18 protein-coding genes are annotated in these 22,974 nt (G+C 68.0%); 8 read left to right on the top strand and 10 right to left on the bottom strand.

Going from position 1 to position 22,974, the window contains the following annotated elements; translation table 11 throughout:
* Positions 1-135: 135 nt before the first annotated feature.
* From AC3B5T_RS04190 to AC3B5T_RS04215, 6 genes are all read right to left on the bottom strand, one after another.
* On the bottom strand, positions 136-1,572 hold the full coding sequence (locus tag AC3B5T_RS04190; protein ID WP_084817275.1) for a cytochrome P450: 1,437 nt from the start codon (positions 1,570-1,572) through the stop codon (positions 136-138).
* Between the two features lie 47 nt (positions 1,573-1,619).
* Positions 1,620-1,973, bottom strand: coding sequence for a PRC-barrel domain-containing protein (locus AC3B5T_RS04195; RefSeq protein WP_014928235.1), 354 nt, complete (start codon positions 1,971-1,973; stop codon positions 1,620-1,622).
* Positions 1,970-2,338: a PRC-barrel domain-containing protein gene (locus AC3B5T_RS04200; protein WP_010843703.1), complete on the bottom strand. Its 369-nt coding sequence runs from the start codon at positions 2,336-2,338 to the stop codon at positions 1,970-1,972. Before AC3B5T_RS04200 ends, AC3B5T_RS04195 begins: the two co-directional genes overlap by 4 nt.
* The gene (locus tag AC3B5T_RS04205; RefSeq protein ID WP_055476152.1) at positions 2,335-3,564 is read right to left on the bottom strand and encodes an Nramp family divalent metal transporter; all 1,230 of its coding nucleotides are present in this window, start codon (positions 3,562-3,564) and stop codon (positions 2,335-2,337) included. Before AC3B5T_RS04205 ends, AC3B5T_RS04200 begins: the two co-directional genes overlap by 4 nt.
* Positions 3,565-3,568: 4 nt before the next feature.
* Positions 3,569-4,060: a hypothetical protein gene (locus AC3B5T_RS04210; protein WP_055476153.1), complete on the bottom strand. Its 492-nt coding sequence runs from the start codon at positions 4,058-4,060 to the stop codon at positions 3,569-3,571.
* A gap of 125 nt (positions 4,061-4,185) precedes the next feature.
* On the bottom strand, positions 4,186-4,830 hold the full coding sequence (locus AC3B5T_RS04215) for a TetR/AcrR family transcriptional regulator (protein ID WP_055476154.1): 645 nt from the start codon (positions 4,828-4,830) through the stop codon (positions 4,186-4,188).
* Between the two features lie 128 nt (positions 4,831-4,958).
* Between AC3B5T_RS04215 and AC3B5T_RS04220 the strand changes: the two genes are divergently transcribed.
* From AC3B5T_RS04220 to AC3B5T_RS04230, 3 genes are all read left to right on the top strand, one after another.
* Positions 4,959-5,981 (top strand): alpha/beta fold hydrolase, encoded by a 1,023-nt coding sequence (locus AC3B5T_RS04220; RefSeq protein ID WP_055476155.1) that lies wholly within the window; start codon positions 4,959-4,961, stop codon positions 5,979-5,981.
* 64 nt (positions 5,982-6,045) lie between these two features.
* Positions 6,046-7,143, top strand: a complete 1,098-nt coding sequence (locus AC3B5T_RS04225) for a Rieske 2Fe-2S domain-containing protein (RefSeq protein WP_055476156.1) — start codon at positions 6,046-6,048, stop codon at positions 7,141-7,143.
* 27 nt (positions 7,144-7,170) lie between these two features.
* Positions 7,171-8,256 (top strand): NAD(P)H-dependent amine dehydrogenase family protein, encoded by a 1,086-nt coding sequence (locus tag AC3B5T_RS04230; RefSeq protein WP_055476157.1) that lies wholly within the window; start codon positions 7,171-7,173, stop codon positions 8,254-8,256.
* 18 nt (positions 8,257-8,274) lie between these two features.
* Here AC3B5T_RS04230 and AC3B5T_RS04235 read toward each other — a convergent pair whose 3' ends face one another.
* The 3 genes from AC3B5T_RS04235 to AC3B5T_RS04245 all read right to left on the bottom strand — a co-directional run bounded on the left by AC3B5T_RS04235 (position 8,275) and on the right by AC3B5T_RS04245 (position 11,338).
* Positions 8,275-9,222, bottom strand: a complete 948-nt coding sequence (locus tag AC3B5T_RS04235) for an oxidoreductase (protein ID WP_055476198.1) — start codon at positions 9,220-9,222, stop codon at positions 8,275-8,277.
* 69 nt (positions 9,223-9,291) lie between these two features.
* Entirely contained in the window at positions 9,292-10,650 is a 1,359-nt protein-coding gene (locus AC3B5T_RS04240; RefSeq protein WP_010843711.1) for a styrene monooxygenase/indole monooxygenase family protein, read from the bottom strand.
* A gap of 130 nt (positions 10,651-10,780) precedes the next feature.
* Entirely contained in the window at positions 10,781-11,338 is a 558-nt protein-coding gene (locus AC3B5T_RS04245) for a dihydrofolate reductase family protein (protein WP_055476158.1), read from the bottom strand.
* 138 nt (positions 11,339-11,476) lie between these two features.
* Here AC3B5T_RS04245 and AC3B5T_RS04250 point away from each other — a divergent pair, with 138 nt between their 5' ends.
* Positions 11,477-13,669, top strand: coding sequence for an acyltransferase family protein (locus AC3B5T_RS04250; protein ID WP_055476159.1), 2,193 nt, complete (start codon positions 11,477-11,479; stop codon positions 13,667-13,669).
* 22 nt (positions 13,670-13,691) lie between these two features.
* On the opposite strand, the gene AC3B5T_RS04255 is transcribed toward AC3B5T_RS04250, so the two are convergent.
* Positions 13,692-14,264: a SanA/YdcF family protein gene (locus tag AC3B5T_RS04255; RefSeq protein ID WP_055476160.1), complete on the bottom strand. Its 573-nt coding sequence runs from the start codon at positions 14,262-14,264 to the stop codon at positions 13,692-13,694.
* 154 nt (positions 14,265-14,418) lie between these two features.
* On the opposite strand from AC3B5T_RS04255, the gene AC3B5T_RS04260 reads away from it, so the two are divergent.
* The 4 genes from AC3B5T_RS04260 to AC3B5T_RS04275 all read left to right on the top strand — a co-directional run bounded on the left by AC3B5T_RS04260 (position 14,419) and on the right by AC3B5T_RS04275 (position 22,974).
* A complete protein-coding gene (locus tag AC3B5T_RS04260) occupies positions 14,419-15,792 on the top strand; it encodes a WS/DGAT/MGAT family O-acyltransferase (protein WP_010843715.1) in 1,374 nt (457 codons plus the stop codon).
* Between the two features lie 230 nt (positions 15,793-16,022).
* Complete coding sequence (locus AC3B5T_RS04265; RefSeq protein ID WP_055476161.1) at positions 16,023-19,601, top strand: (Fe-S)-binding protein; 3,579 nt, start codon at positions 16,023-16,025, stop codon at positions 19,599-19,601.
* A 130-nt stretch (positions 19,602-19,731) separates the two neighbouring features.
* Positions 19,732-20,985 carry a pyridoxal phosphate-dependent aminotransferase gene (locus AC3B5T_RS04270; RefSeq protein WP_010843717.1) on the top strand — a complete coding sequence of 418 codons (1,254 nt, stop codon included), beginning with the start codon at positions 19,732-19,734 and terminating at the stop codon, positions 20,983-20,985.
* 207 nt (positions 20,986-21,192) lie between these two features.
* Complete coding sequence (locus tag AC3B5T_RS04275) at positions 21,193-22,974, top strand: SDR family oxidoreductase (RefSeq protein ID WP_055476199.1); 1,782 nt, start codon at positions 21,193-21,195, stop codon at positions 22,972-22,974.

Raw genomic sequence — 22,974 nt, forward strand, 5'->3', positions numbered from 1 at the left:
TATCGTGCCGCACCGAACCCAGCCTTGGGCACCCCGGTTCTCCCGGTCACGACCAGCCCACTTCTCGGACTCCGGTGTCGTTCCCGCTCGCGAACCGCTCGTCGGTTCGGTGTCCTTACCCAACAAGCGCTTTGGTCAATCGTGCGGACGGGAGATTTCTCGCGTCGACCCCGGCACGGCTCGGAGCTCGATCCTCAGGCCGAAGTGGTCCAGCGAGTGCGGCATGTCCACGACACCGGCTCGCGCCCGTGGCGAGAGCACGTTGTCGTCGAGATCGACGTCGCGGCAGATCGCCGCCAGCACTGCCGTGGCGAACATCAGCACCACATTGCGTCCCGGGCATACGCCCGGCCCGTCGCTGAACGGGACGACGCCGGCGAGTTCCTGAGCTCGTCCATCTGTCCAGGCGTCCGGGGTGAAGCGCTGTGCGAAGTCCATCGCATCGTCGTCGCGCTGGAAGAACTCCCCGATCACGATCGTGGTCGCGCCCTCGGCGACGACGCCGCCGTCCCACGGGACATCCCGGGTCGCCTCCCGCAGGATGGCGAGGGTCGTCGGCCACAGACGCAGGGATTCGAGGACGGTCGCCCGAAGTGTCGGCAGGACCCGAGGCACCGCGGAGTCCACAACCGCGGCCTCCGTTCGGGCGGCGGCCGCGGTCACGGGGTGGGACGCGAGCAGTGCGAGTGCCCGATGGATGGCCACCGCGACGGCGTCGAACGCGAACAGCCAGTGCGGGATCTGACCGATCGGGTCCAACGAGCCGGGCTTGCCCACCGCGTCGCGGACCACTGCGGCCAACGAGTCCTCGAGAGCCGCGGCCACCAGATGGTCCAGACGTCGTCGGAAGTTGTTGTAGGTGGCGGATCGACGAGGGAAGGCGTACCCCCAGTTGGCGTCTCGTCGGAGCACCGTCAGCAGGTCCGTCACCGTCTCGTCGTCACGCGCTGCATCCCCGAAGACGAAGCGGCGCACCGTGCGCCAGTGTGCGACCACGTAGGTGTCCCAGGTGAGACGGCCCTCGGGGAGGGTCGGGAGCAGTTCCGCGACTTCGGATTCGATGATCTCCCCACACCGCCGGTGAAGAGAGTGCACGTCCGCCGATGTCTGCAGGGCGAGTTCGTTCAGCTCCCGCCTCGCCTGCCGATGCCGGTTGTCCGAGATCAGCACACCCGTCGGCTGAAACCGGGAGAGTGCTGCGACCTTCTCCTTCGACGCAGGGGTGAAGGGTTCCGGCGTGCCGTGGAGGGTTGCCGTCACCGCCGGCGGGCGCAGCGCGAGCACCATCGAGCGCGGAAAGGTCAGAGCCAGCGCGTCGGCGTCGTGGCGGGACCGCAGGCCGTTGAGTACCCGGGCGGCCCGGCCGTGGGTGTCGAATCGCCCACCGAGGCGGACCATCGTCTTCCGGCGCGCCACAACACCTTCGGCGATCACCGGGGCGAGCACGCCGAGCAGGACTCGCCCGGTGTCCCCGAGCCCCGCGCGGGCCAGGCGCGGTGTCGTTGTCACCGCACCGCCGCTGTCCTGCACGCCATCATCGCGTCCCTGCGTCATCAGCGACAACACTCCCATCGCAGAGTATTCACGCCGGGCGGACCGCGGCGTCGGCCGTCCCAGATCTACCCGTCGACCGGGCGCCCCAAACCGTCGGCGTGCGCGGTGTCCAGCGAGGCGTCGAGGCGACGGAAACCGTCCCGGACACACACCGCCCCGTCCTCGACGGAAGTCACGTCCGCCCACGGGATGAGCACCGTGCCGCGATGCAGCCAGGCGAAGAACCGGTTGAGCGCCCAGGGCCGCGAGACGCCCTGGCGCTCGTAGCCGAGGAAGGACACGCGGTTTCGGCGGTTGACGAGCAACCCGACGAGCCGCAGTTCGTCGTCCTCCACCTCGAAGCGGAGGTCGATCACGTGACCGAGGTGATCGCCGCCGGAATCGTGGACGGCACAGCTCAACAGGTCGCTGGCGATCATCGCTGCCCACTTCCCGGGATACGCGCGACGATGTGGTCCCGGCACCATCGTTCGGGCCACGCGAGCTCGAGATCGTCCTGCTTGTCGTCGATCGCGACCCGGACGTCGATGTCGCGGACGCGGTCGAACGGGATCCGGTCGAGCTCGCTCACATGCGGACCTCCGCCGATGAGTCGATAGAAGAGCGCCCGTCCGGTGAGCAGCGCGGACACCCGCGGCGGTCCGTCGTCGGGCATGTCGATCTCGACGTCGTCGACGACGCCGAGCGGCACACCGTCCCGGTCGTGGATCTGCCTGTCCAGCAGATGAAGGCGGAGGTCGATCGTGGTGCGGCGCGACAGCCGACGGTCGTCGTCGGAGCTCATCTTCCTGCCCCCGTCACGATCAGCAACGGTATCGCCGCCACCGAGGCGACCACGATGATGCCCAGATAGATGGTTCCGAAGAAGTTCAGCACTCGTCCGTTCACATTGTCTCCCATGTATTCCCGATCGTTCGCCACGACGAGGATCGGCAGGTAGGTCAGTGGCAGGGCGACCGCGGAGAAGACGACCGAGTACTCGGTGACCATGATCGGGTCGACCCCGGTGAGGAGGATCAGGACACCCCCGAGAAGGAACACGATGATCACCAGGTGGAAGCGGGCTGCCTGACGCGGCTTCTTGGCCGCGCCCCACGGCCACCCCGCGTACTGGGCGATGGTGTAACCGGTCGACAACGCCGTCTCCAAGGCCGCACCCGTCGTGGCCGCGACCAGCCCGATGATGGCGAACGACAGTGCCAGTTGCCCGCCGGCCTGGACGACCGGCAACACGACCTGCGACAACGAGTCCACCGAGATGTCGGCCGGCATCAGGTACAGCGCTGCGACACCGGCGATCGCGATCGACCCCAGACCCCCGAGCGGGAAGCCGATCAGCACATTCCATCGCTCACGGGCGAGATCCTTGCGCCGCCAGCCTTCTTCGATGCCACCGGAGGAGAAGAAGAACACCTCGTACGGTGTCATGGCCGCACCGAACAGCGCGATGGCGTAGTACCAGTACGTCGGTACCGATTCCTGCGACGGGATGGCGGGCGCGGTGATCTGATCCCAGACCTGGCCCCAGGGCGGTTGCAACAGGAAGAAGACCACGCCGAACACCGCCAGGCACAGCCCCAACAGGCCCGTCACGTTCTCCATGATCTTGAAGTTGGCGCGCCACACGATGATCCAGACGCCGAACGCGGCGACGGGCACCCACAGCAACGGTGCGACCCCACTGGCCAGCTGCAGAGCGAGAGCGATACCGCCGATCTCGGCGGTGAGGGTGAGACCGGTGACGAACAGCGATGCGACCAGGTTGGCGGCGCCCATGCGGGGACCGAGCCGTTCCCGGATGATCTCGAAAGTGCTCCGGCCGCTCACCGCGGCGACCCGTCCCGACATCTCGGCGAACAGGCAGATCCCGATGACGCCGACCACCACGACCCATACCAGGCCGAACCCGAACCGGGAGCCGACGACCGCGTTGGTCACGATGTCACCGATGTCGAGGAAGCCGCCGATGGCGGTCAGGATGCCGAGAGCGACGCCGATGACGTTCTTCACCGGCTCATCCCCTCGCACCGGCCGCGGAACGCGGATCGTCGACGAAGCGCTGCAGCCGTTCGCCGATCTCGGTGAGCGCGCCGAGCGAGTCGGACACCCGTGGGTCCGCCCGTTCGAGCAGCGTCACCGACCGCGCCGCCACGAGCACCCGGGTGGCCTCTGCCATCGCGTCCTCGGCCCCGGCCCGCATCGGCTCGTCCGCGACGTCGTCGATGTCGAGGTTGACGACCGCTCCATAGGCGGACAGCGACTGCTCGATCAGGTCGTCGAAGAGGACGCGAACGTACTGTCGCGGTGCACGACCCTCGGCCCACGAACGCAGCCCTTCCTCTCCGGAAGCAACCGCGCTGACCACGTCACCGGACGAGTGCGAGAGTTCGGCCGTCACGCCACCGGGCTGCCGGGCGCATCCGGCGAGCAGGAGGAGACACAGCACGCACGTCAACGCCCGGCGCATCGCGAACGATTCGGCCCTCGGCCCGGTCGGCAGAAGCATCACCGTCCCCTTCTGTGAAGGCGTGACATTCCGGACGCGGGATAACCCAACCGGCCTGCGACGAAACCAGACGAGGGAGCCGCCGACAGCGGCACCGGGTCCTGAACGCTGCTCCCCGCCTGCGCTCAGGCCGCGAGAAGCGCGACGATGGCCCTGGCCAGGCCGCGGCGGGCGAGTTGCTGATCCTGGAAGGTGCCGAGCTGCTTCTCCGACACCAGTCCCCGCATGGCCCCGGGGAGGAATGCCGCCACCTCGCGCACACGTTCGGGATCGACGTCCAGGTCGGCGAACGCTCGCTGGCACGAGTCGATCCACGACGGCCCCCAAGAAGCGAACTCGGCTGCGGTCTTGGGGAACTGCCGGCGCAGCTCGTCCGGATCCCGCGGCAGTGCCGCCCGAAGTGTCTCGATCGCCCGCGATTCGGGCGCGGTCAGCCCGTCGTACATGAGGTCGACGATGGCCGCGACCCGCTGGTCCAGTGGCGCTTCGGGTTTCACACTCACCGGGAGGTCGCCGCGATGCTCGGCAGTGCGGTGCAGCACCGCGGCCCACAGACCGTCGATGTCGTCGAACTGGTACTTGATCGCACCCCACGTGGCGCCGATGTCCTTGGCGATGCGGTTGCCCGACACCGATGCCGGGTCACCCGACGCCAGCGAGGTGATCGCGGCGTCGAGCATCGCGTCGCGCGTCGCCTGCCCACGACGATTGACTCGTCGGACGGCTGTCGCGGGGCCGTCGGCCGGCATGCCGGAGTCCGAGGTGGGCATGGTCGCCGATCGTAGCCGGATGGCCGACGCCGTGACCGGCGAGATGTTTCGTTTGCGAACGAGGGGTTACCCGGTTTGTATCATTGGGCGTCTGCTGTGACGCGTGTCACGGGGTCGAGGAGGACACCATGAGTGTGAGCGGAGCAGCCGTCGCCCGTCGGGCCCGGTCGCGACTGAGTCCGGCAGAAGCACGTCGACGACTCCGCCGGCGGCAGTACGTCGACGCCCTCTTCAACTCGAGAGAACCGGACAGGACGTCGTGGGCGGTCACCGACGACGGCGCACGTCTCCGGGTCCACCATCACGGCCCTTCGGGGGCTCCTGTTCTGGTGCTCATCCACGGGTGGTCGTGCTGCATCGAATACTGGAATCCGCAGATCAACGCCCTCGCCGAGCGCTATCACGTCATCGCATACGACCAGCGCGGACACGGCGACAGCACGTGGGGCCGGCGGAAGTTCGATTCCGATGTGCTCGCCGACGACCTGCACACGGTTGTCTCCCAGACGGTTCCGGACGGTTCGAAAGCGGTCTTCGTCGGGCACAGCATGGGCGGCATCACGCTCCAGGCGTGGGCACACCGGCACCGGCAACAGGCTGAGGACCGCGCCGCCGCAATGGTTCTCGCCAACACGACCTGGGGCGGGATCGCCACCGAGAGTCGTGTCCTGCCGTTCGTCAACGGCCCCATCAAGGCACCGCTGTGGTTGCTGCAGATGGCCCTGGCGGTGCCGCTCCCCCTACCCGGCGACCGATTCACGAGAAGTGTGATCCGGCATCGCATCCTGAACAGCCGGTCGGCGACCGCCGATCATGCCGCGTTCGTCCTGGCGATGACCCGCTCGTGCACGCCGAGCTCCCGCGCCAAGGCCGCGGTCGCCCTTCTGCAGTTGGCGATGGGCCCCACCGGCGCCGAAGCGATCTCGGTGCCCACCACGGTGATCGGTGGTCGGCACGACCTGCTCCTCCCACATGCGATGACCCAGCGCATCGCCCATGCGCTGTCGGTTCGCGGCCAACTCGACCGCCTCGTCGTCCTCGACACCGGCCATGCGTCGAACATCGAGGCCGCCGAGGACTTCACCGCGGAGATACACCGCGTCATGCATACGGCGTCGCCGAGTCCGGAGATCACCGAAACCGCCAGCTGACCAGGCGCGATACTTTTCATAGAACCCTCTTGCATTCTGCGGCGACGAGACCTACCGTTGCCGCATGGCGAGAACGCCCCTCTCGATGACACCCACTGGCTGGTTCCAGGTCGCCTGGTGCTCGGAGATCCCGGTGAGGTCGGTCCACACCATGAAGTACTTCGGGCGCGAGATGGTGGCGTGGCGATCCGCGTCCGGCACGGTCTCCGTCTTCGACGCCTTCTGCGAGCACCTCGGCGCCCACCTCGGACACGGCGGCCACGTCGAGGGCGAGAACCTGGTCTGCCCGTTCCACGGCTGGGAGTGGAATCGCGAGGGTCGCAACGTGTGCATCCCGTACGAACGACACCCCAACCGGGGGCGTCGCATCCGCAGCTACCCCGTCGTCGAACGCAACGAGGCCGTCTGGATCTGGCACGACATCGACGGACGCCCACCGCATTTCGACGTGCCCGACATCTTCGGCGACTTCGGCGACGACCGCACCGCGGCCGACTACTACCCGCCGGTCCCGGAGGCCACCCTCTTCCGGCCGGGACTCGAGATCCATCCGCAGTACATCATGGAGAACGGCGTCGACTTCGCCCATTTCAAGTTCGTCCACAAGACACCGTTCATGCCGGAGTTCACGCGGCACGACTTCGGCGGACCGGTGTCCTACGTCGACTTCACCATCGCCTTCGACGAAGGTGCGACGCTCGAAAATGCCACGAGCGGAGTCGAATCCATCAATGCCGGGCTGGGCTGTTCGGTCACCAAGAGCTGGGGCATGGTCGACAATCGCACGATGCCGGCGGTCACCCCGGTCGACGAGCACACCTCCGACGTCCGGTTCACCGTGTGGATCGGCCGCAAGCCGGGCGAGGAAACCGGCGAGATCACCCGCTACGGCACCATCATGGCCGATCTCGTCATCGAGCAGTTCGCCGCCGACATCGACATCTGGGCGCACCAGCGCTACTCCGATCCGCCCGCGCTGTCCCGCAAGGAGTTCGAAGGCTTCACCGCCCTCCGGAACTGGGCGCGTCAGTTCTACCCCGGCGGTGGACCCGACGGTGCCGATCCCTCGTCACCGAGCGGCGCGGTGACCCCGACGGGCGAGGAGTTCGTCCGCATCCGCCGATCCGAGCTCGACGCGCTGCGCGCCGCCGCGCAGCCCTGACAAGTCGCTCCGCCGAAAGGATCTCCCATGACCGCCGCCGAACGCATCCGGGTCTTCCAAGTCGCCACCGGAAATCTGGGCACCGAGATGATCGGACGCATCCGATCCCACCCCGACCTCGAACTGGTCGGCCTGCATTGCTACACGCCCGACAAGATCGGACGCGACGCCGGCGAGATCGTCGGGCTCGATCCGGTCGGGGTGACGGCCACGGGCACGGTGGACGAGATCATCGCCGCGCGTCCGGATGTGCTCACATTCCACGGCGTGTTCCCCGACGAGGACCTCTACGTCGAAGTCCTCGAGGCCGGGATCGACATCGTGACCACCGCGGACTGGATCACCGGCTTCCATCGCGACACCAATCACCCGCACCATTCCGGCCGCAAGGTCAGCGACGTCATCGCCGAGGCCTGCGCACGCGGTGGCGCCACCTTCTACGGCACCGGCATGAATCCCGGCCTGGCGCAGATTCTCGGCATCGTGCACACCGCCGACGTGGCCGACATCGAGAACGTCACGGTCATCGAATCCGTCGACGTCTCGTGTCACCACTCCGTCGACACCTGGAAGGCTGTCGGATACGGCCTGCCGGTCGACGACCCGAGCATCCCCGACTCGCTGTACAAGTACACCGCGGTGTTCGCTGACTCGGTCTATCTGATGGCCGACGCCTTCGAACTCGAACTCGACGAGGTGGCGTTCTCCTACGAGCTGGGCGCCTGCACCAAGGACGTCGACCTCGGCTGGTATCAGCTGCCGCAGGGTTCACTCGGTGGCAGCCACATCAAGTACCAGGGCATGGTCGACGGGGTGGCCCGCGTCGAGTCCCATCTCGAATGGCAGATGACCCCGCACACCGACCCGTCGTGGAACATCCAGGCCTGCTACATCACCCAGGTCACCGGCGACCCCAACATCTATTCCAAACACATGATCTTCCCGCGCAAGGGCTTCGACCTCTCCAAGCCGGAGAACTTCGCCTCGATCGGCATGACGGTCACCGGGCTGCCCGCCCTGAACGCCATCCGCTCGGTCGTCGAGGCCGCTCCGGGAATCGTCACGAGCACCGACCTCCCGCTGCGGTCGTTCGCCGGACGGTTCGCGATCTGACGAGAGTCGCTGCGGCCCTCAGGGAGCAGAGGATGAGCCGAGGTCGATGGTCACCCCGGTGAGCTCGGCACCGAGGTCCCACAGTCGCGCAGCGACGCCGCGGTCCTTCGCCTTCGCCGACGGCTCCACCAGCACCGGCGGACCGGCCAGCCCGAAACCTCCCACGGGACCGTAGTATTCGCCGCCCTGCGCCTTCGGATCGGTGCCGGCGCGGAGGACCGAGAGGGCTCCGTCCGGCGGATCCATGATGAAACGATCGGTGAGCCATCGCAGCGAGGACGCGTGGTATGCCCACTGCAGGAATCTGCTCTGCTCGCGCATCACCCCGGTGCGGGTGCCGCCGGGGTGGGCGGCGAGCGAAATCGCCGACACCTCGGCACTTCTCATGCGCCGGTCGAGTTCGAGCGCGAACAGCATCTGTGCGAGCTTCGCACGGGAGTACGCACCCGCGCTGCTGAAGGTCCGGTCCATGGGGATGTCGGAGAAGTCGATGGTGCCTGCTCGATGGGCGTGGCTGCCGACGGTGACCACCCGCCCGGCATCGGCCGCCAGAATCCGGTCCATCAGCAGTCCGGTGAGCGCGTAGTGACCGAGGTAGTTCGTGCCGAAGTCCATCTCGAAACCGTCGGGCGTCAGGTCACGACGCGCCCGCATGACCCCGGCGTTGTTGACCAGCAGGTCGATCCGGGTATGACGCGCGCCGATCTCGGCGGCGGCCGCACGGACGGAATCCAGACTGGCGAGGTCGAGATCGACGATCTCCAGCTCGGCGCCCGGGACCTTCCCGACGATGTCGTCGCGGGCCTCCGCGGAGGTCTCCGGATTGCGGCACGCCAGCACGACACGTGCGCCCAGTGTCGCCAGCCCGAGCGCGATCTCGCGTCCGATCCCCGAATTCGCACCGGTCACCACCGCAACCCGGCCGGTCTGCGGCGGCGCGTCGGCCAGCGTCCACCCCGACTTCACATCTGCCCCCTTCGACGCCGACTCGAACGACGGTGTCGTTCGTATCACATCGGCGCCGAGGGGCGGGTGTCAGGCGCTCACGGCCGCCGGGGTGGCGCTGCTGAACCGCCCGGCCGGCGCGAACCGGGCGAGGACCTCGTCGTGCGGCTCTCCGGCCACCGCGGAGATGAATCCCTCCACGTCCTCGCGGGTCCGCAGACCGAGGAGCGGATTCGGTTCGGACAGCAGACCGAACAGGGCCGACGCGATCGCGGGACTGACGGCGGCAGCCGGAAACGACAGCTCCAGGTGGGTCGCGTAGTCGGGATCACCCAGGTAGAGCCGGGTGACCTCGACGGCGGCCCGTCCGCGTCGTTCCCAGTGCTTCTCGAACTCAGCCGACAGCCACTCCGCGGTGAACTCGCCGTCGTGGTCCCGCGCAGCCTTCACGAGCTCGGCGACCTGGATCAGCGTGTTCTGCGCGCCCTGTCCCGCAACCGGGTCGACGGCGATCGCGGTGTCGCCGATCGCCGCGACGGGGTGCCCGCCCGCGGTGGTGGCGACGGCCTGCCGGACCGTCGGGGTGACCGCGCCCTTGAGCCACGAGACCGGGTCGGATTCGATGACCTGCAGCCGATCGATGACCGGCGCGTCCTCCGGGAAGAACTCGGCGAAGATGCCGGAGATCGTCTGCCGGGCGGACACCGCGTCGTGGACGTCGTCGATCCGGCCGGCCCACGCTCCGTCGGGCTTGGCGAAGACGATGAAGGACCACGTCGGTCCGGCGTCCTTGTGGAGGAACGGTCCGACGAAGATCTCACCGTTCTGCGCGTCGAGGTTGAACAGCGAGTGGTCACCGCCGGCGCTGCTGCGGTAGGCGAAGGACTCGGGGCCGTGATCGACTCCGGTGAGCGTGACCTGCAGCAGACGGCGCTGGGGTTCCCGGTAGTGCGTGCGCGACTCGTCGACCGGGAAGAGCGTCGAGAGCCCGCCCTTGCCGGTGGCGACGAGCGTGATGTCGGCGTCGGCGGCGATCGCGTCGAGGCGGTCGGTGTCGACCTGACCCACCTCGAATCGGCCACCGCGGTCCAGGAATCGGCCGAGACGGTCGTCGGCCTTCAGGCGCAGGTCGACGGCCTGGGCCACGTAGCCGTAGTCCGGGTTGAACTCGAGGACCGGGGCACGCTCGTCACCGACGCCCGAGTACAGGCGAGCGCTGATGCCGGTCGTGTTGCCGACCTCGTAGAGGTCTTCGATGATCTCGGCGTCCCACTCACGGGACTTGCCGAACAGGACGCCGACACCGGTCGGCGGCACCTTGTCGCGCAGCGACTCGCGGTCGCGATCGCTGTAGAGCGTGACGTCGAACCCGGCGTCGAGAAAGCCGAGCGCCGCGCTGGTACCGGCCAGCCCGGCCCCGATGATCGCTACCGATCGTCGTGCTGTCATGTGTGGATCTCCCCTGGTTGTCGGCGTGCAATGGCTGCTCGACAGGGTGCCGGGGCGATCGGTGCGGATGAAGGGTTAGACGCATCGAGAACGAATGGCTCGCGCGCCGGCGCCCGTTGGGGGTGGAGGACTACGCCTCGTCGCGCACGCGGAGATAGCGCTCGTAGACCACCTGCTCGTAGGTGCGGGTCTCGGCGAGTCGGAGCTGCACCGGGGAGGTGACCGGCGGCAGCAACGGTGTACCGCCACCGACGATGATCGGATACCGGAAGATGCGGAACTCGTCGACGAATCCCAGTTCGATGGCCTGCCGCGCCAGGTCGGCACCACCGATCTCGACGTCGGCGTCGGTCGAGTGCAGCACCGCGGTGAGTTCGTCGGCCAGCGGGCCCCGAGCCAGCCGGGCATTGCCCTCGACCGCCGTGAGGGTGCGACTGAAGACCACCTTGGGCAGCGCCGTCCAGATGTCGGCGAACGCGGCGTGGGCCTCGTTCTCACGCATCCGCGGGTCGGTCTCCCAGACCACCATCGCCTCGTAGAGACGTCGACCGCACACGAATGCGCCGAGTTCGGCCACCCGTTCGGTGTGGAAGGCGAACAGTCCGTCGTCGGGGACCGTCCAGTTGAAGTCGCCGTCGCGATCGGAGATGAAGCCGTCGACCGACACGCCCATCGACAAGAGCAGCATGCGAGGGATGGTACGGCGCTGCCGGGCCCGCGACGCGGACTTCGTGGAGAGCGTGTTCCCATGAGTCTGCTGTGAGGTCCGACGACACCCCGCTCGTGCCAGGCCGGCCTCAGGTGCCGGCAAGTACCATCGCCCTCTGTGCGTACGCCCCTGACCGAAGCGACACCCGTCGCAACCCCGAACGAGGACGCCGCGACCGGTAACACGTCCGGGTACCGGTTGGACCTCGACGGGCTGCGCGGTGTCGCGATCGCGCTGGTGGCGATCTTCCACGTCTGGTTCGGCCGGGTGTCCGGCGGCGTCGACGTCTTCCTCACCCTGTCGGGCTACTTCTTCGTCGCCTCCCTGCTCAAACATGTCCTGGCCACGCAGCCCGCGACGAGTTCGTGGCGTGCGGCGATCAATCCGTGGCCGCGGTTCTCCCGGCTCCTCCGCCGGCTGCTGCCCGCCCTGCTGCTGGTGCTCGCGGTCACGGCCGGCCTGATCGCGCTGATCATGCCGACGACCCGGTGGGGACCGCTCGGCGCCGAACTCCAGGCCAGCGCGCTGTACTACCAGAACTGGCATCTCGCGTTCGAGTCACAGGACTACGCGGCCGCCGATTCCGCCAACAGCCCGATGCAGCATCTCTGGTCGATGTCGATGCAGGGCCAGTTCTTCGTCCTCACCCTCGTGTGCGCGCTGGCGCTGGGCGCGGTGCTGCGCGCCTTGGGCCGCCGATCCGCGTTCTTCGCCGACCCCAAGGTGGTCCGTGGAGTCGTCGGGATCGCGCTCGGCGTCGTCGCACTGGGCTCGTTCGCGTGGGCGAACCACCGCCACGGGATCAACCAGCCGTTCACCTACTACGACACCGTCGCCCGCCTGTGGGAACCGCTCGTGGGTGGTCTGCTCGCCGTGTGGATGCCACGTATCCCGTTGTCGCAGCGGGTGCGTGATCTGCTCGGGATCATCGCCCTCGGCCTCATCGTCACGTGCGGGTGGTGGATCGCGGGGGTCCAGGAATATCCGGCCGCGTGGGCGCTCGTCCCGGTCGGTGCGACCCTCCTGCTCATCTGGGTCGGATCGTCGCAGACCGCCCCCATCGACCGGGCGGGCACGGCCGGCCAGACCTCCATCCGGTCCGGGGTCAGCCGGGGCCTCGCGCATCCGAGACTCGTGTGGCTCGGTTCGATCGCGTACGCGCTGTACCTGTGGCACTGGCCGGTGCTCATCTTCTACCTGGCCTGGCGCTATCAGGACGACGTCTCGTGGTTCGAGGGCACCGCCATCCTGGCCGTGTCGGTCCTACTGGCCTGGCTGACGACCAAGTACGTCGAGGCGCCGCTGCGTGCGGGCAAGGCCGACCGCAAGCGGGCGGACACGGCGCGGCCGGCGCCGCAGGACACCCGCGGCTACCGTCGCGCGCTCGTCGCGGTGCTGGTCGTCATCAGCGTCGCGGCCGGGGCTGCCGCGGTGACCTGGCAGCGCGACGCCGCGAACGCCACCCTCGACACCCAGAATCTCGACCCGCGCCTCTACCCGGGTGCGCGGGCGTTCCTCGACGGGGCGCCGGTGCCGAACGTGACCGCGCAACCGAGCCCCGACGTCGTCGACATGGACTGGCCGATCACCTCCTACGACTCGATCATCAGCGGATGGAAGGACCCGTCCATCAAGGTCGGGTACTACGGCGACGTCGACGCCACTCGCACGATCGCGCTCGTCGGCGGTTCGCACGCCGAACAGTGGATCACCGCCCTCGACGCCATCGGCAAACGCCACGGCTTCCGCGTGACCACCTACCTCAAGGTCGGGTGTGCTCTCACGACCGAGCACGTCTTCACCTGGTTCGGCCAGAAGTACTACCAGTGCAACGACTGGTCGCGCCGGGTCATGGAACGTCTGGCCGTCGACAAACCCGACGTCGTGTTCACCAACAGCACCCGTCCGGTCGAGTCGGGCGACGGCGACTACGTGCCCAAGGACTACGAGGAGATCTTCGCCGAGTTCCGCGACCGCGGCCAGCGCGTCGTCGCGGTCCGCGACAACCCCTGGGCGACCGGACAACTCAAGCCACCGGAGTGTCTCGCCAGCGGCCGCAAACCCGAGGTGTGCGGGGTGCCCCGCGACCAGGCGATGGCACCGGCCGACCCCGCGGCCCCGCTCGCCGGCGAGTTCCCCAACATGAGCTTCCTCGACTACACCGACGCCATGTGCGACGACACCTACTGCCCCGCGGTCGTCGGGAACATCCTGGTGTGGCACGACTTCCACCACCTGTCGGCGACCTTCGTCCGCAGCCTCATCCCCGCCGTCGAAGCCGACCTGCAGCGGTCGCTGCGGTGGTGGTGAGTCACCTCGGGAAGCAGCAGGGTCAGCTGACCGCGGTCAGCACCGCACGCGGTCCGGCGAACACGGTCTCGCGGATGTGATTGCGCACAAGAGTCCAGGCGGGACAGTCACATCGGGCCGCGACGCCGCGCGCGTCGACACCTTGGTACCGGCACAACGCGATGGCCCGGCGAAGGTGGAAGTCCTGCGTCACGATGACCACCTCGTCGACGCCGAACACCACCCGCGCACGCCGGCAGCTCGCGGCGGTGTCGAGACCGGCCGGGTCGCCGACGATCACCCGCGACGCCACCCCGCGATCCTCCAGATAGCTCCGCATCACCGCCGGCTCGTTCCCGGCTTCCTCGGAACCGTTGCCGGAGTTGATGATCCGATCAACACCTCCGGCGCGATACAGCTCCACCGCGGTGTCGAGGCGACCGCGCACGTAGTCGCCGGGAGACCCGTCGTCGTGGACGAGCGAACCCAACACCAGCAGCGTCGGACGGGAAGCGGGCGCGGGCGCGTCGTCGACCCTGCCCGCCGACGCGAAGTACATCCAGGTGACGGCCACGGTGATCCACAGTTCGACCAGCACCAGCAGTGCCGGCACCACCAGACGAGCACCCGATCTCACCCCTACAACGTAGGGAGCCCGTCCCCAACATGGCCATTCCAGCCCGGGCCCGGCGGTCACCCCGTGATACTTGGAGGACCCGGTCGCGCTCAGCCTGTGCGCACCACCCCGCGGTGTTGAAAGTGATGGTGCGATGCCGTACATGCCGGTCACCTCGTCGATGTTCCTGTTGGCCGAGACACGTGAACAACCCATGCACGTCGGGGGACTCCAGCTGTTCGTGCCACGCGAGGGCCAGTCGTCCAGCGAGCTCGCCGAGGAGATCATCGAGGCGTTCTGCGGCTGCACCGAGATCCATCCGCTCTTCCGCAAACGCCCGGCCTCGCCGGTGACGATACTCGGCAACGTCGCGTGGTCGTACGACGACGAGATCGACTTCGACTACCACGTGCGTCGTGCGGTCCTCCCCCGCCCGGGACGCGTGCTCGAGCTGTTGCGATACGTCTCACTCAACCACGGGGCACTGCTGGATCGGTTCCGCCCGATGTGGGAGATCCATGTCATCGAGGGCCTCGCGGACGGGCGGGTGGCGCTCTACAGCAAGATCCACCACTCGGTGGTCGACGGCGTCTCCGCCCTGCGACTCCTGCAGCGCACGCTCTCCGAGGACCCCGGCGACCGGTCGGGCACCGCACCGTGGGACCCGGCGCTCGCCGAACGTCGCCGTCCCCGTCCCGCGCCGAGTCTGCGCGGCCGGGTGTCGGGATTGGCGAACGTGGCCGGCCAGATCGCCGGCCTCGGACCGGCCGCGGCCAAGGTGGCCGTCGCCGGTCTGCGCGATCCGGACTTCGTGGCGCCCCTCGGACGAGCACCGCGCACCATCCTCGACGTCGCGATCGGCAGCGCCCGCCGGTTCGCCTCCCAGCAGTGGGAACTCGACCGTCTCCGTGCGGTGGCAGACGCCCGCAGCATCACCCTCAACGACGTCATCGTCGCGATGTGCTCGGGCGCGCTGCGGTCGTACCTCATCGACCAGGACGCGTTGCCCGACGCGCCGCTGATCGCCGCGGTACCGGTGTCGATGCACACCGACGGCGACGACGACGGAAATGCGGTGACCGCGATCCTGGTGAGCCTGGCAACCGACGAACCCGATGCCGAACGCCGGCTCGACAAGCTCGTGGATTCGGCGCGACACAGCAAGTCCGTGGTCCGCGGTCTGCGGCCGTTGCAGGCCCTTGCCCTCGGCGCGGCCAACTTCGCGCCCCTGGCCTTCGCCACCGTCCCCGGCTTCGTGCAGTACGTCCCGCCGCAGTTCAACATCATCATCAGCAATGTGCCTGGCCCGACAAAGCACCTCTACTGGAACGGCGCCCGACTCGACGGTGTGTATCCCGTCTCAATCCCGACGCAGGGACTGGCGCTCAACATCACCGTGACCAGCACCGCCGATCACATCAACTTCGGCCTGATCGGTGCTCGCGCCCAGCTCCCGAGCCTCCAACGGCTGCTCACACACCTCGACACCGCGCTCGAGGAGCTCGAGAAGGTCGCGCACACGCGGTGAACCCCCGCGGGGCTCGCGGTATAGACGTGGTGTCGCCCACCCTGACTCGACAGTAAGTTACTGGCGAGTATCATCGGTCATGAGGTAGACCTGCGTAATTAGGCCAGCCTTGGCAGCGCGCCGGTGGCGCAAGGAATTACGGTTATCTGTAGTACACCGCCCCGTGGTACCCAGCCTCGCGTTCCGCGACCCGGCGGCGGACGACCTAGACGAAAGGCCGGTACGCGCCCGTGACTACCACGACGATTGCCATCGGCACGACAGCCGCGGTGATCAGCCTGTTCTGCTGGTACCTGTTCCTCGGCGGCGTGGTGCGGATCTACCGCACCATCAAGCTCGGACACAAGGTCGACAGTTCCCGCTTCTGGCCCATCCTGCCGCGCATGATGACGATGCTCAAAGAGTTCATCGTCCACACGCGAATGGTGAAGTTCCGCACCGTCGGCTGGGCGCACTGGCTCGTGATGGTCGGCTTCCTCGGCGGCTTCCTGCTGTGGTTCGAGGCCTATGGCCAGTCCATCAACCCCGAGTTCCACTGGCCGGTCTTCGGTGACACGTTCGCGTGGCACCTGTGGGACGAGCTCCTCGGCATCGCGACCGTGGTCGGCATCATCGTCCTCATCGTCATCCGGCAGCTGAACCACCCACGCGTCCCGGAACGGCTGTCCCGCTTCGGCGGTTCGCGCTTCGGTCCGGCGTACTTCGTCGAGGGCGTCGTGCTGCTCGAGGGCCTGGGCATGATCCTGGTGAAGGCGTCGAAGATCGCGACCTACGGTCACGCGAACGTCTACTCCGACTTCTTCACCATGCAGGTGGCGAAGATCCTGCCGGCCTCCCCGACGCTGGTGTCGATCTTCGCCGTCATCAAGCTGATGAGCGGCATGGTGTGGCTGGCCATGGTCGGCATGAACATCAGCTGGGGCGTTGCCTGGCACAGGTTCTCGGCCTTCTTCAACATCTACTTCAAGCGTGAGCAGGACGGCGGCGTCGCCCTCGGCGCCGCCAAGCCGATGATGAGCCAGGGCAAGGTCCTGGACATGGAGACCGCCGACCCCGACGTCGACGCGTTCGGCGCGGGCAAGATCGAGGACTTCTCCTGGAAGGGCTGGCTCGACTTCACCACCTGTACCGAGTGCGGTCGCTGCCAGTCGCAGTGTCCGGCCTGGAACACCGGCAAGCCGCTGAGCCCGAAACTGCTCATCATGTCGCTGCGCGACCACGGCAACGCCAAGGCGCCCTACCTGCTGGCCGGCGGCCGCAAGGACATGGGCGGCGACGAGGTCGGCCTGGTCGACGCCGACGGCAACGTCGACGAGGACAAGCTCAACGCCATCCCCGAGGCGGCGCGCGCCGAGGCCGCCCGCAAGCTGGTCGGCGAGTCGAAGGGCGATCTCGGTGGCGGTCAGGTCGTCGAGGCCGTGGAAGGCGAGTTCGATCCGGAGGCCCTGGGCGCCGTCATCGACACCGAGACCCTGTGGAGCTGCACCACCTGTGGTGCCTGTGTCGAGCAGTGCCCCGTCGACATCGAGCACGTCGACCACATCCTCGACATGCGCCGCTACCAGGTCCTGATCGAGTCGGACTTCCCGACCGAGCTGGCCGGCATGTTCAAGAACCTCGAGAACAAGGGCAACCCGTGGGGCCAGAACGCCTCCGCGCGTACCGCCTGGATCGACGAGATGGACATCGAGATCCCGGTCTTCGGCAAGGACGTCGAGTCGTTCGAGGGCTTCGAGTACCTGTTCTGGGTCGGCTGTGCCGGCGCCTACGAGGACCGCGCGAAGAAGACCACCAAGGCCGTCGCCGAATTGCTCGACATGGCCGCCGTGAACTTCATGGTCCTCGGCGAGGGCGAGACCTGTACCGGTGACTCCGCGCGACGCGCCGGCAACGAATTCCTCTTCCAGATGCTCGCGCAGCAGAACATCGAGATGCTCGGCGAGGTCTTCGCGACCGCGCCGGACCAGCGCAAGAAGGTCGTCGTCACCTGTGCGCACTGCTTCAACGCACTGGGCAACGAGTACCCGCAGCTGGGCGCGAAGTACGAGGTCGTCCACCACACGCAGCTCCTCAACCGCCTCGTGCGCGACAAGCGACTCGTCCCCGTGGCACCGCTCGGCGAGGGCGTCACCTACCACGACCCGTGCTACCTGGGCCGTCACAACAAGGTCTACGACGCACCGCGTGAGCTGATGGGCGCCGCGGGCTCGACCCTCACCGAGATGCCGCGTCACGGCGAACGGTCCATGTGCTGTGGTGCCGGTGGTGCCCGCATGTGGATGGAAGAGCAGATCGGCAAGCGGATCAACCTCGACCGGGTCGACGAGGCACTCGACACCCTGGGCGACACGACCGGCGATCAGGTCAAGAAGGTCGCGACCGGCTGCCCGTTCTGCCGCGTGATGCTGACCGACGGTGTGACCGCACGGACCAGCGGCACCGAGTCCGAGGGCAAGGTCGAGGTCGTCGACGTCGCGCAGCTGCTGCTCGAATCGGTCAAGCGCGACCGGACCGAGGTCAAGCTCGGCGGCCGGTTCCTCGGACCGCGTCCGACCGTTGCGGAGCCGGAGCCCGAACCCGAGCCCGAGAAGGTTCCCGCCGCGGCGACCGCATCTGCCTCGGCGACCACCGAGGCGGCGCCGAAGCCGAAGGTCGGCCTGGGCATGAAGGGCGGCAAGAAGCCGGGTGCGACGGCCAAGACCGCAGCGCCGGAAGCCCCCGCCGAGAAGGCACCGGCCGAGAAGAAGCCGGCCTCCAAGGGCTTCGGGATGAAGGGCGGCAAGAAGCCCGGCGCCGCGGCATCGTCCGCTGCTCCGGCCACGGATTCCGCACCCGCGGAGGCCCCTGCCGAGGCACCCGCCGAGAAGAAGCCCGCCGCCAAGGGCTTCGGCATGAAGGGCGGCGCCAAGCGTCCCGGCGCGGCCGGCAAGCCCGCCGGGGGGACCGCGCAGCCGGTGCCTGCCGAGACCGAGTCGTCGGAAGCGGTCAAGGAGGAGGTCGCCGAGACCGCCACCGAGACCGCGGCCGAGAAGAAGCCCGCATCCAAGGGCTTCGGTATGGGCAAGGCGAAGCGGCCGGGTCAGAAGACCACGAACGCGGCAGCTCCGGCGGCCGGGGTGACCGCTCCAGCCGAGAGCAAGGTCGACGAGAGCGAATCGGCACCGGACGCCGCACCGACCGTCGACACCGAATCGGCGACCGCCGGGACTGCGACCACCGAGACTGCGACCGAGACATCTGTCGCTGCCGCAACGGAAGAGAAGCCGGGCAAGGCCAAGGGCTTCGGGATGTCCGCGGGCAAGAAGCGGCCCGGTGGTATCGGGAAGTCCGCAGCCAAGCCGGCTGCGACCGCTGCAGCTGCCGAGGCGGCTCCCACGCCGACCGAGGCGGAGCCGGCACCGGCCACCGAGGCCGTCGACGCCCCGGCCGAAAAGACGGCGGAGGCACCGGAACCCGAGGCACCGCAGGGTGGTTCGGCTGCCGCGCTGACCGAGGAGAAGCCGGCCAAGGCCAAGGGCTTCGGGATGGCAGCGGGCAAGAAGCGTCCGGGCGGCGCGAGCAAGGCCGCCCCGGCGGCAGCCGCGCCGGCTCCCGAGCCGGCACCGGAAGCGGCTCCCGAGCCGGAACAGGCACCGGAACCCGACGCCGCGCAGACCGACGAGACCCCGGTCGAGGAGACACCCGCGACCGAGGCACCCGATGCGTCGAGCAACGGCTCGTCCGCGGCTCGTACGGTCGCCGAGGCCGGGGCGTCGAAGGCCAAGGGCTTCGGCATCGCGGCCGGGAAGAAGCGGCCCGGCCACAAGTAGTCGCTCACCAGGGCCCGACAGATGTCGCCTGTCGTTGCGTTCACCGCAACGACAGGCGACATCTGTTTTTCGAGGGGGCCTTGCCCCCACTGGCAGAAACGCATTTGCCACCGGCTGCGACAATGTACCCGTGAGTAGGCCCCATGTTTCGCACCTCAACCAGAACCTCAAGCCGCTCGAGCAGTCGCTCAAGTTGCAGAACGTGTGCTACGAGATCCGTGGTCCCGTCCACGCGCACGCGCAGCGCCTCGAGGCAGAAGGCCACCGGATCCTCAAGCTGAACATCGGCAACCCGGCGTTGTTCGGTTTCGAGGCCCCCGACGTGATCATGCGCGACATGATCCACGCCCTCCCCTACGCACAGGGCTACTCCGAGTCCGCCGGTGTCCTCTCGGCGCGTCGTGCCGTCGTGACCCGCTACGAGCTCATCCCCGACTTCCCGTACTTCGACGTCGACGACGTGATCCTCGGCAACGGTGTCTCCGAGCTCATCACCATGACGATGCAGGCGCTGTTGAACGACGGCGACGAGGTCCTGATCCCCGCGCCGGACTATCCGCTGTGGACCGCGATGACCTCGCTGTCCGGCGGGCAGCCCGTGCATTACCGCTGCGACGAGGAGAACGGGTGGAACCCCGACGTCGCCGACATCGCCGCGAAGATCACCGACCGCACCAAGGCGATCGTCATCATCAACCCGAACAACCCGACCGGCGCGGTCTACTCGCGTGAGGTCCTCGAGCAGCTCGTCGAACTCGCACGGCAGCATTCGCTGCTGATTCTGGCCGACGAGATCTACGACAAGATCATCTACGACGACGCCGAGCACGTGAACGTGGCGTCACTGGCGCCGGATCTGTTGTGCCTCACGTTCAACGGCTTGTCGAAGGCGTACCGCGTCTGCGGTTACCGCGCCGGATGGGTCGTGATGACCGGACCGAAGGACCACGCCCGCGGCTTCATCGAGGGCATGGGCATCCTGGCATCGACGCGTCTGTGCGCCAACGTGCCGGGCCAGCACGCGATCCAGGTGGCGCTCGGCGGATACCAGTCCATCGAGGCCCTGGTCTCCCCTGGCGGCCGGCTGTACGAACAACGCAACGTCACATGGGAGAAGCTCAACGAGATCCCCGGGGTCAGCTGCGTGAAACCCAAGGGCGCGTTGTACGCCTTCCCCCGCCTCGACCCCGAGGTCTACGAGATCCACAACGACGAGCTGTTCGTCCAGGACCTGCTGCTGCAGGAGAAGATCCTCGTGGTCCAGGGCACCGGCTTCAACCTCGACGACCACAACCACTTCCGCATCGTGACCCTGCCGTGGTCGCGGGATCTGACCGAGGCCGTGGAACGTATCGGCAACTTCCTGTCGTCGTATCGGCAGTGATTCCGCGGAATCCTGCGAAAAGTCCCAGGTGAGGGCCCGGTCATGCGACCGGGCCCTCGCTGTTTCGCCAGGGTCTGGACATTTGTGTAACCGTTGGTAACGTGTACCTCCATCGGGTCCGTCGTCGAACGTTCCGCGTCTCGCCGCATGAACCCGTAGGCCATGCCGAGGATCGGCGTCGGGGCCATTCACAGCGAGGTGACACACATGTCCGAAAAGGCACGACAGCAACCGGACTGGCGGCGGGGAACCGTCACCGACGACGGCATCCGGCTGGCCACCTACGAACTGGGCGATTCGTCCAAACCCACCGTGCTGCTGGTGCACGGCTGGCCGGACAGTCACCACCTGTGGACCCACGTCGCGCCCCGACTCGCCGAAGACCACCATGTCGTCGCGTACGACTGTCGCGGCTTCGGAGACAGCGACCATCCCGACGGAGACGACGCCTATCGCCTCAGTGCGATGGCCGACGACCTGTTCGCGGTCCTCGAGGCCACGAGTCCGGACGAGCCGGCGCACGTCGTCGCGCACGACTGGGGTTCGGTGACCGCATGGGAGGCCGTCGTGCGTCCCGGCGCCGAGAACCGTATTTCGTCCTTCGTGTCCATTTCGGGCCCCAACCTCGACCAGCTGGGGACCTGGGCGCGGAACAACCTGTCTCGCCCGACGCCCCGGCGGCTCGCGCAGAGCCTCGCGCAGGGCGGCTCGTCGGCCTACACCGCATTCTTCCAACTGCCGGTCCTGCCGAAGCTCTTCTTCCGCGCGGCCGGGTCCGAACGTCTCTGGCGCGAATTCCTGTACCGGGTCGAGGGCACGCCGCGTGAGAACGCCACCTTCCAGCCGAATCTCCGCGAGGACATGATCTCGGGACTCCGCCTGTACCGCGCCAACATCCGGCCCAAGCTGCGCAATCCCGACCCCCGGCCCACATCCGTGCCGGTGCTCGAGGTGATCAACGAGCGCGACATCGCGTTGCGCCCGGCCATTTTCGACGACACACACCTCTACGCCCATCGCCTCTGGCGGCACCGCACCCCGACCGGTCACTGGCTCCCGCTGACACGTCCCGACTATGTGGCCGACGTCGCCCGTGACTTCATCTCCGCCCAGACCGCAGGCATCGACCCCTCGTCCCCACTCGGTCGGTCACGCGTCGTCGGTCCGCCGAATCGGCTGACGGGAAAGCTCGTGGTGATCACCGGCGCAGGCAGCGGAATCGGCCGGGAGACCGCGTACGCGCTGGCCGAACGCGGTTGCGAGTCGGTGCTCGCCGACCTCGACCTCGATTCGGTCGAGGAAACCGCGCGCGAGACGAAACGATTCGGCGGGCAGGCCACGGCCTACCAACTCGACGTCGCCGACACCGCAGCCTTCGCCGCGTTCGCCGAGAAGGTCCGGCGTACCCACGGAGTCCCCGACATCGTGGTCAACAATGCGGGGATCGGCTTGGCCGGCGGGGTGTTGGCCGCCTCCGACGAACAGGTCGACCGTCTCCTCGACGTCAACCTGCGCGGAGTCGTCACCGGCAGTCGTGAATTCGGCCGCCAGATGGTCGAGCGCGGGGTCGGCGGGCACATCGTCAACATCGCGTCGGCCGCGGCGTTCACCCCGTCGCGCAGCCTCGGGCTGTACTCGGCGTCGAAGGCGGGCGTTCTGCTGTTCTCGGAGTCATTGCGCGCCGAACTCGCCGAGCACCGCATCGGTGTGAGCGCGATCTGCCCCGGACTCGTCGACACCAACATCGTCTCCTCGACACCGATCGCCGGACTCGACGCCGAAACCGAGCACTCACAACGAGATCGGCTGGATCGGTTCTACCGGCGCCGGGGATTCACCCCCGACAGGGTGGCGAGCGAGATCGTCGCGGCCATCGAGCACGACAAGGCGGTGGTGCCGGTGACCGTGGAAGCCAAGGTGGGATACCGGATCTACCGCTTCGCGCCCTGGCTCTCGCGTCTCGGGGCCCGCCAGAAAGTCGCGGGGTGA

The sequence above is a fragment of the Gordonia sp. G4 genome, from assembly GCF_057770005.1.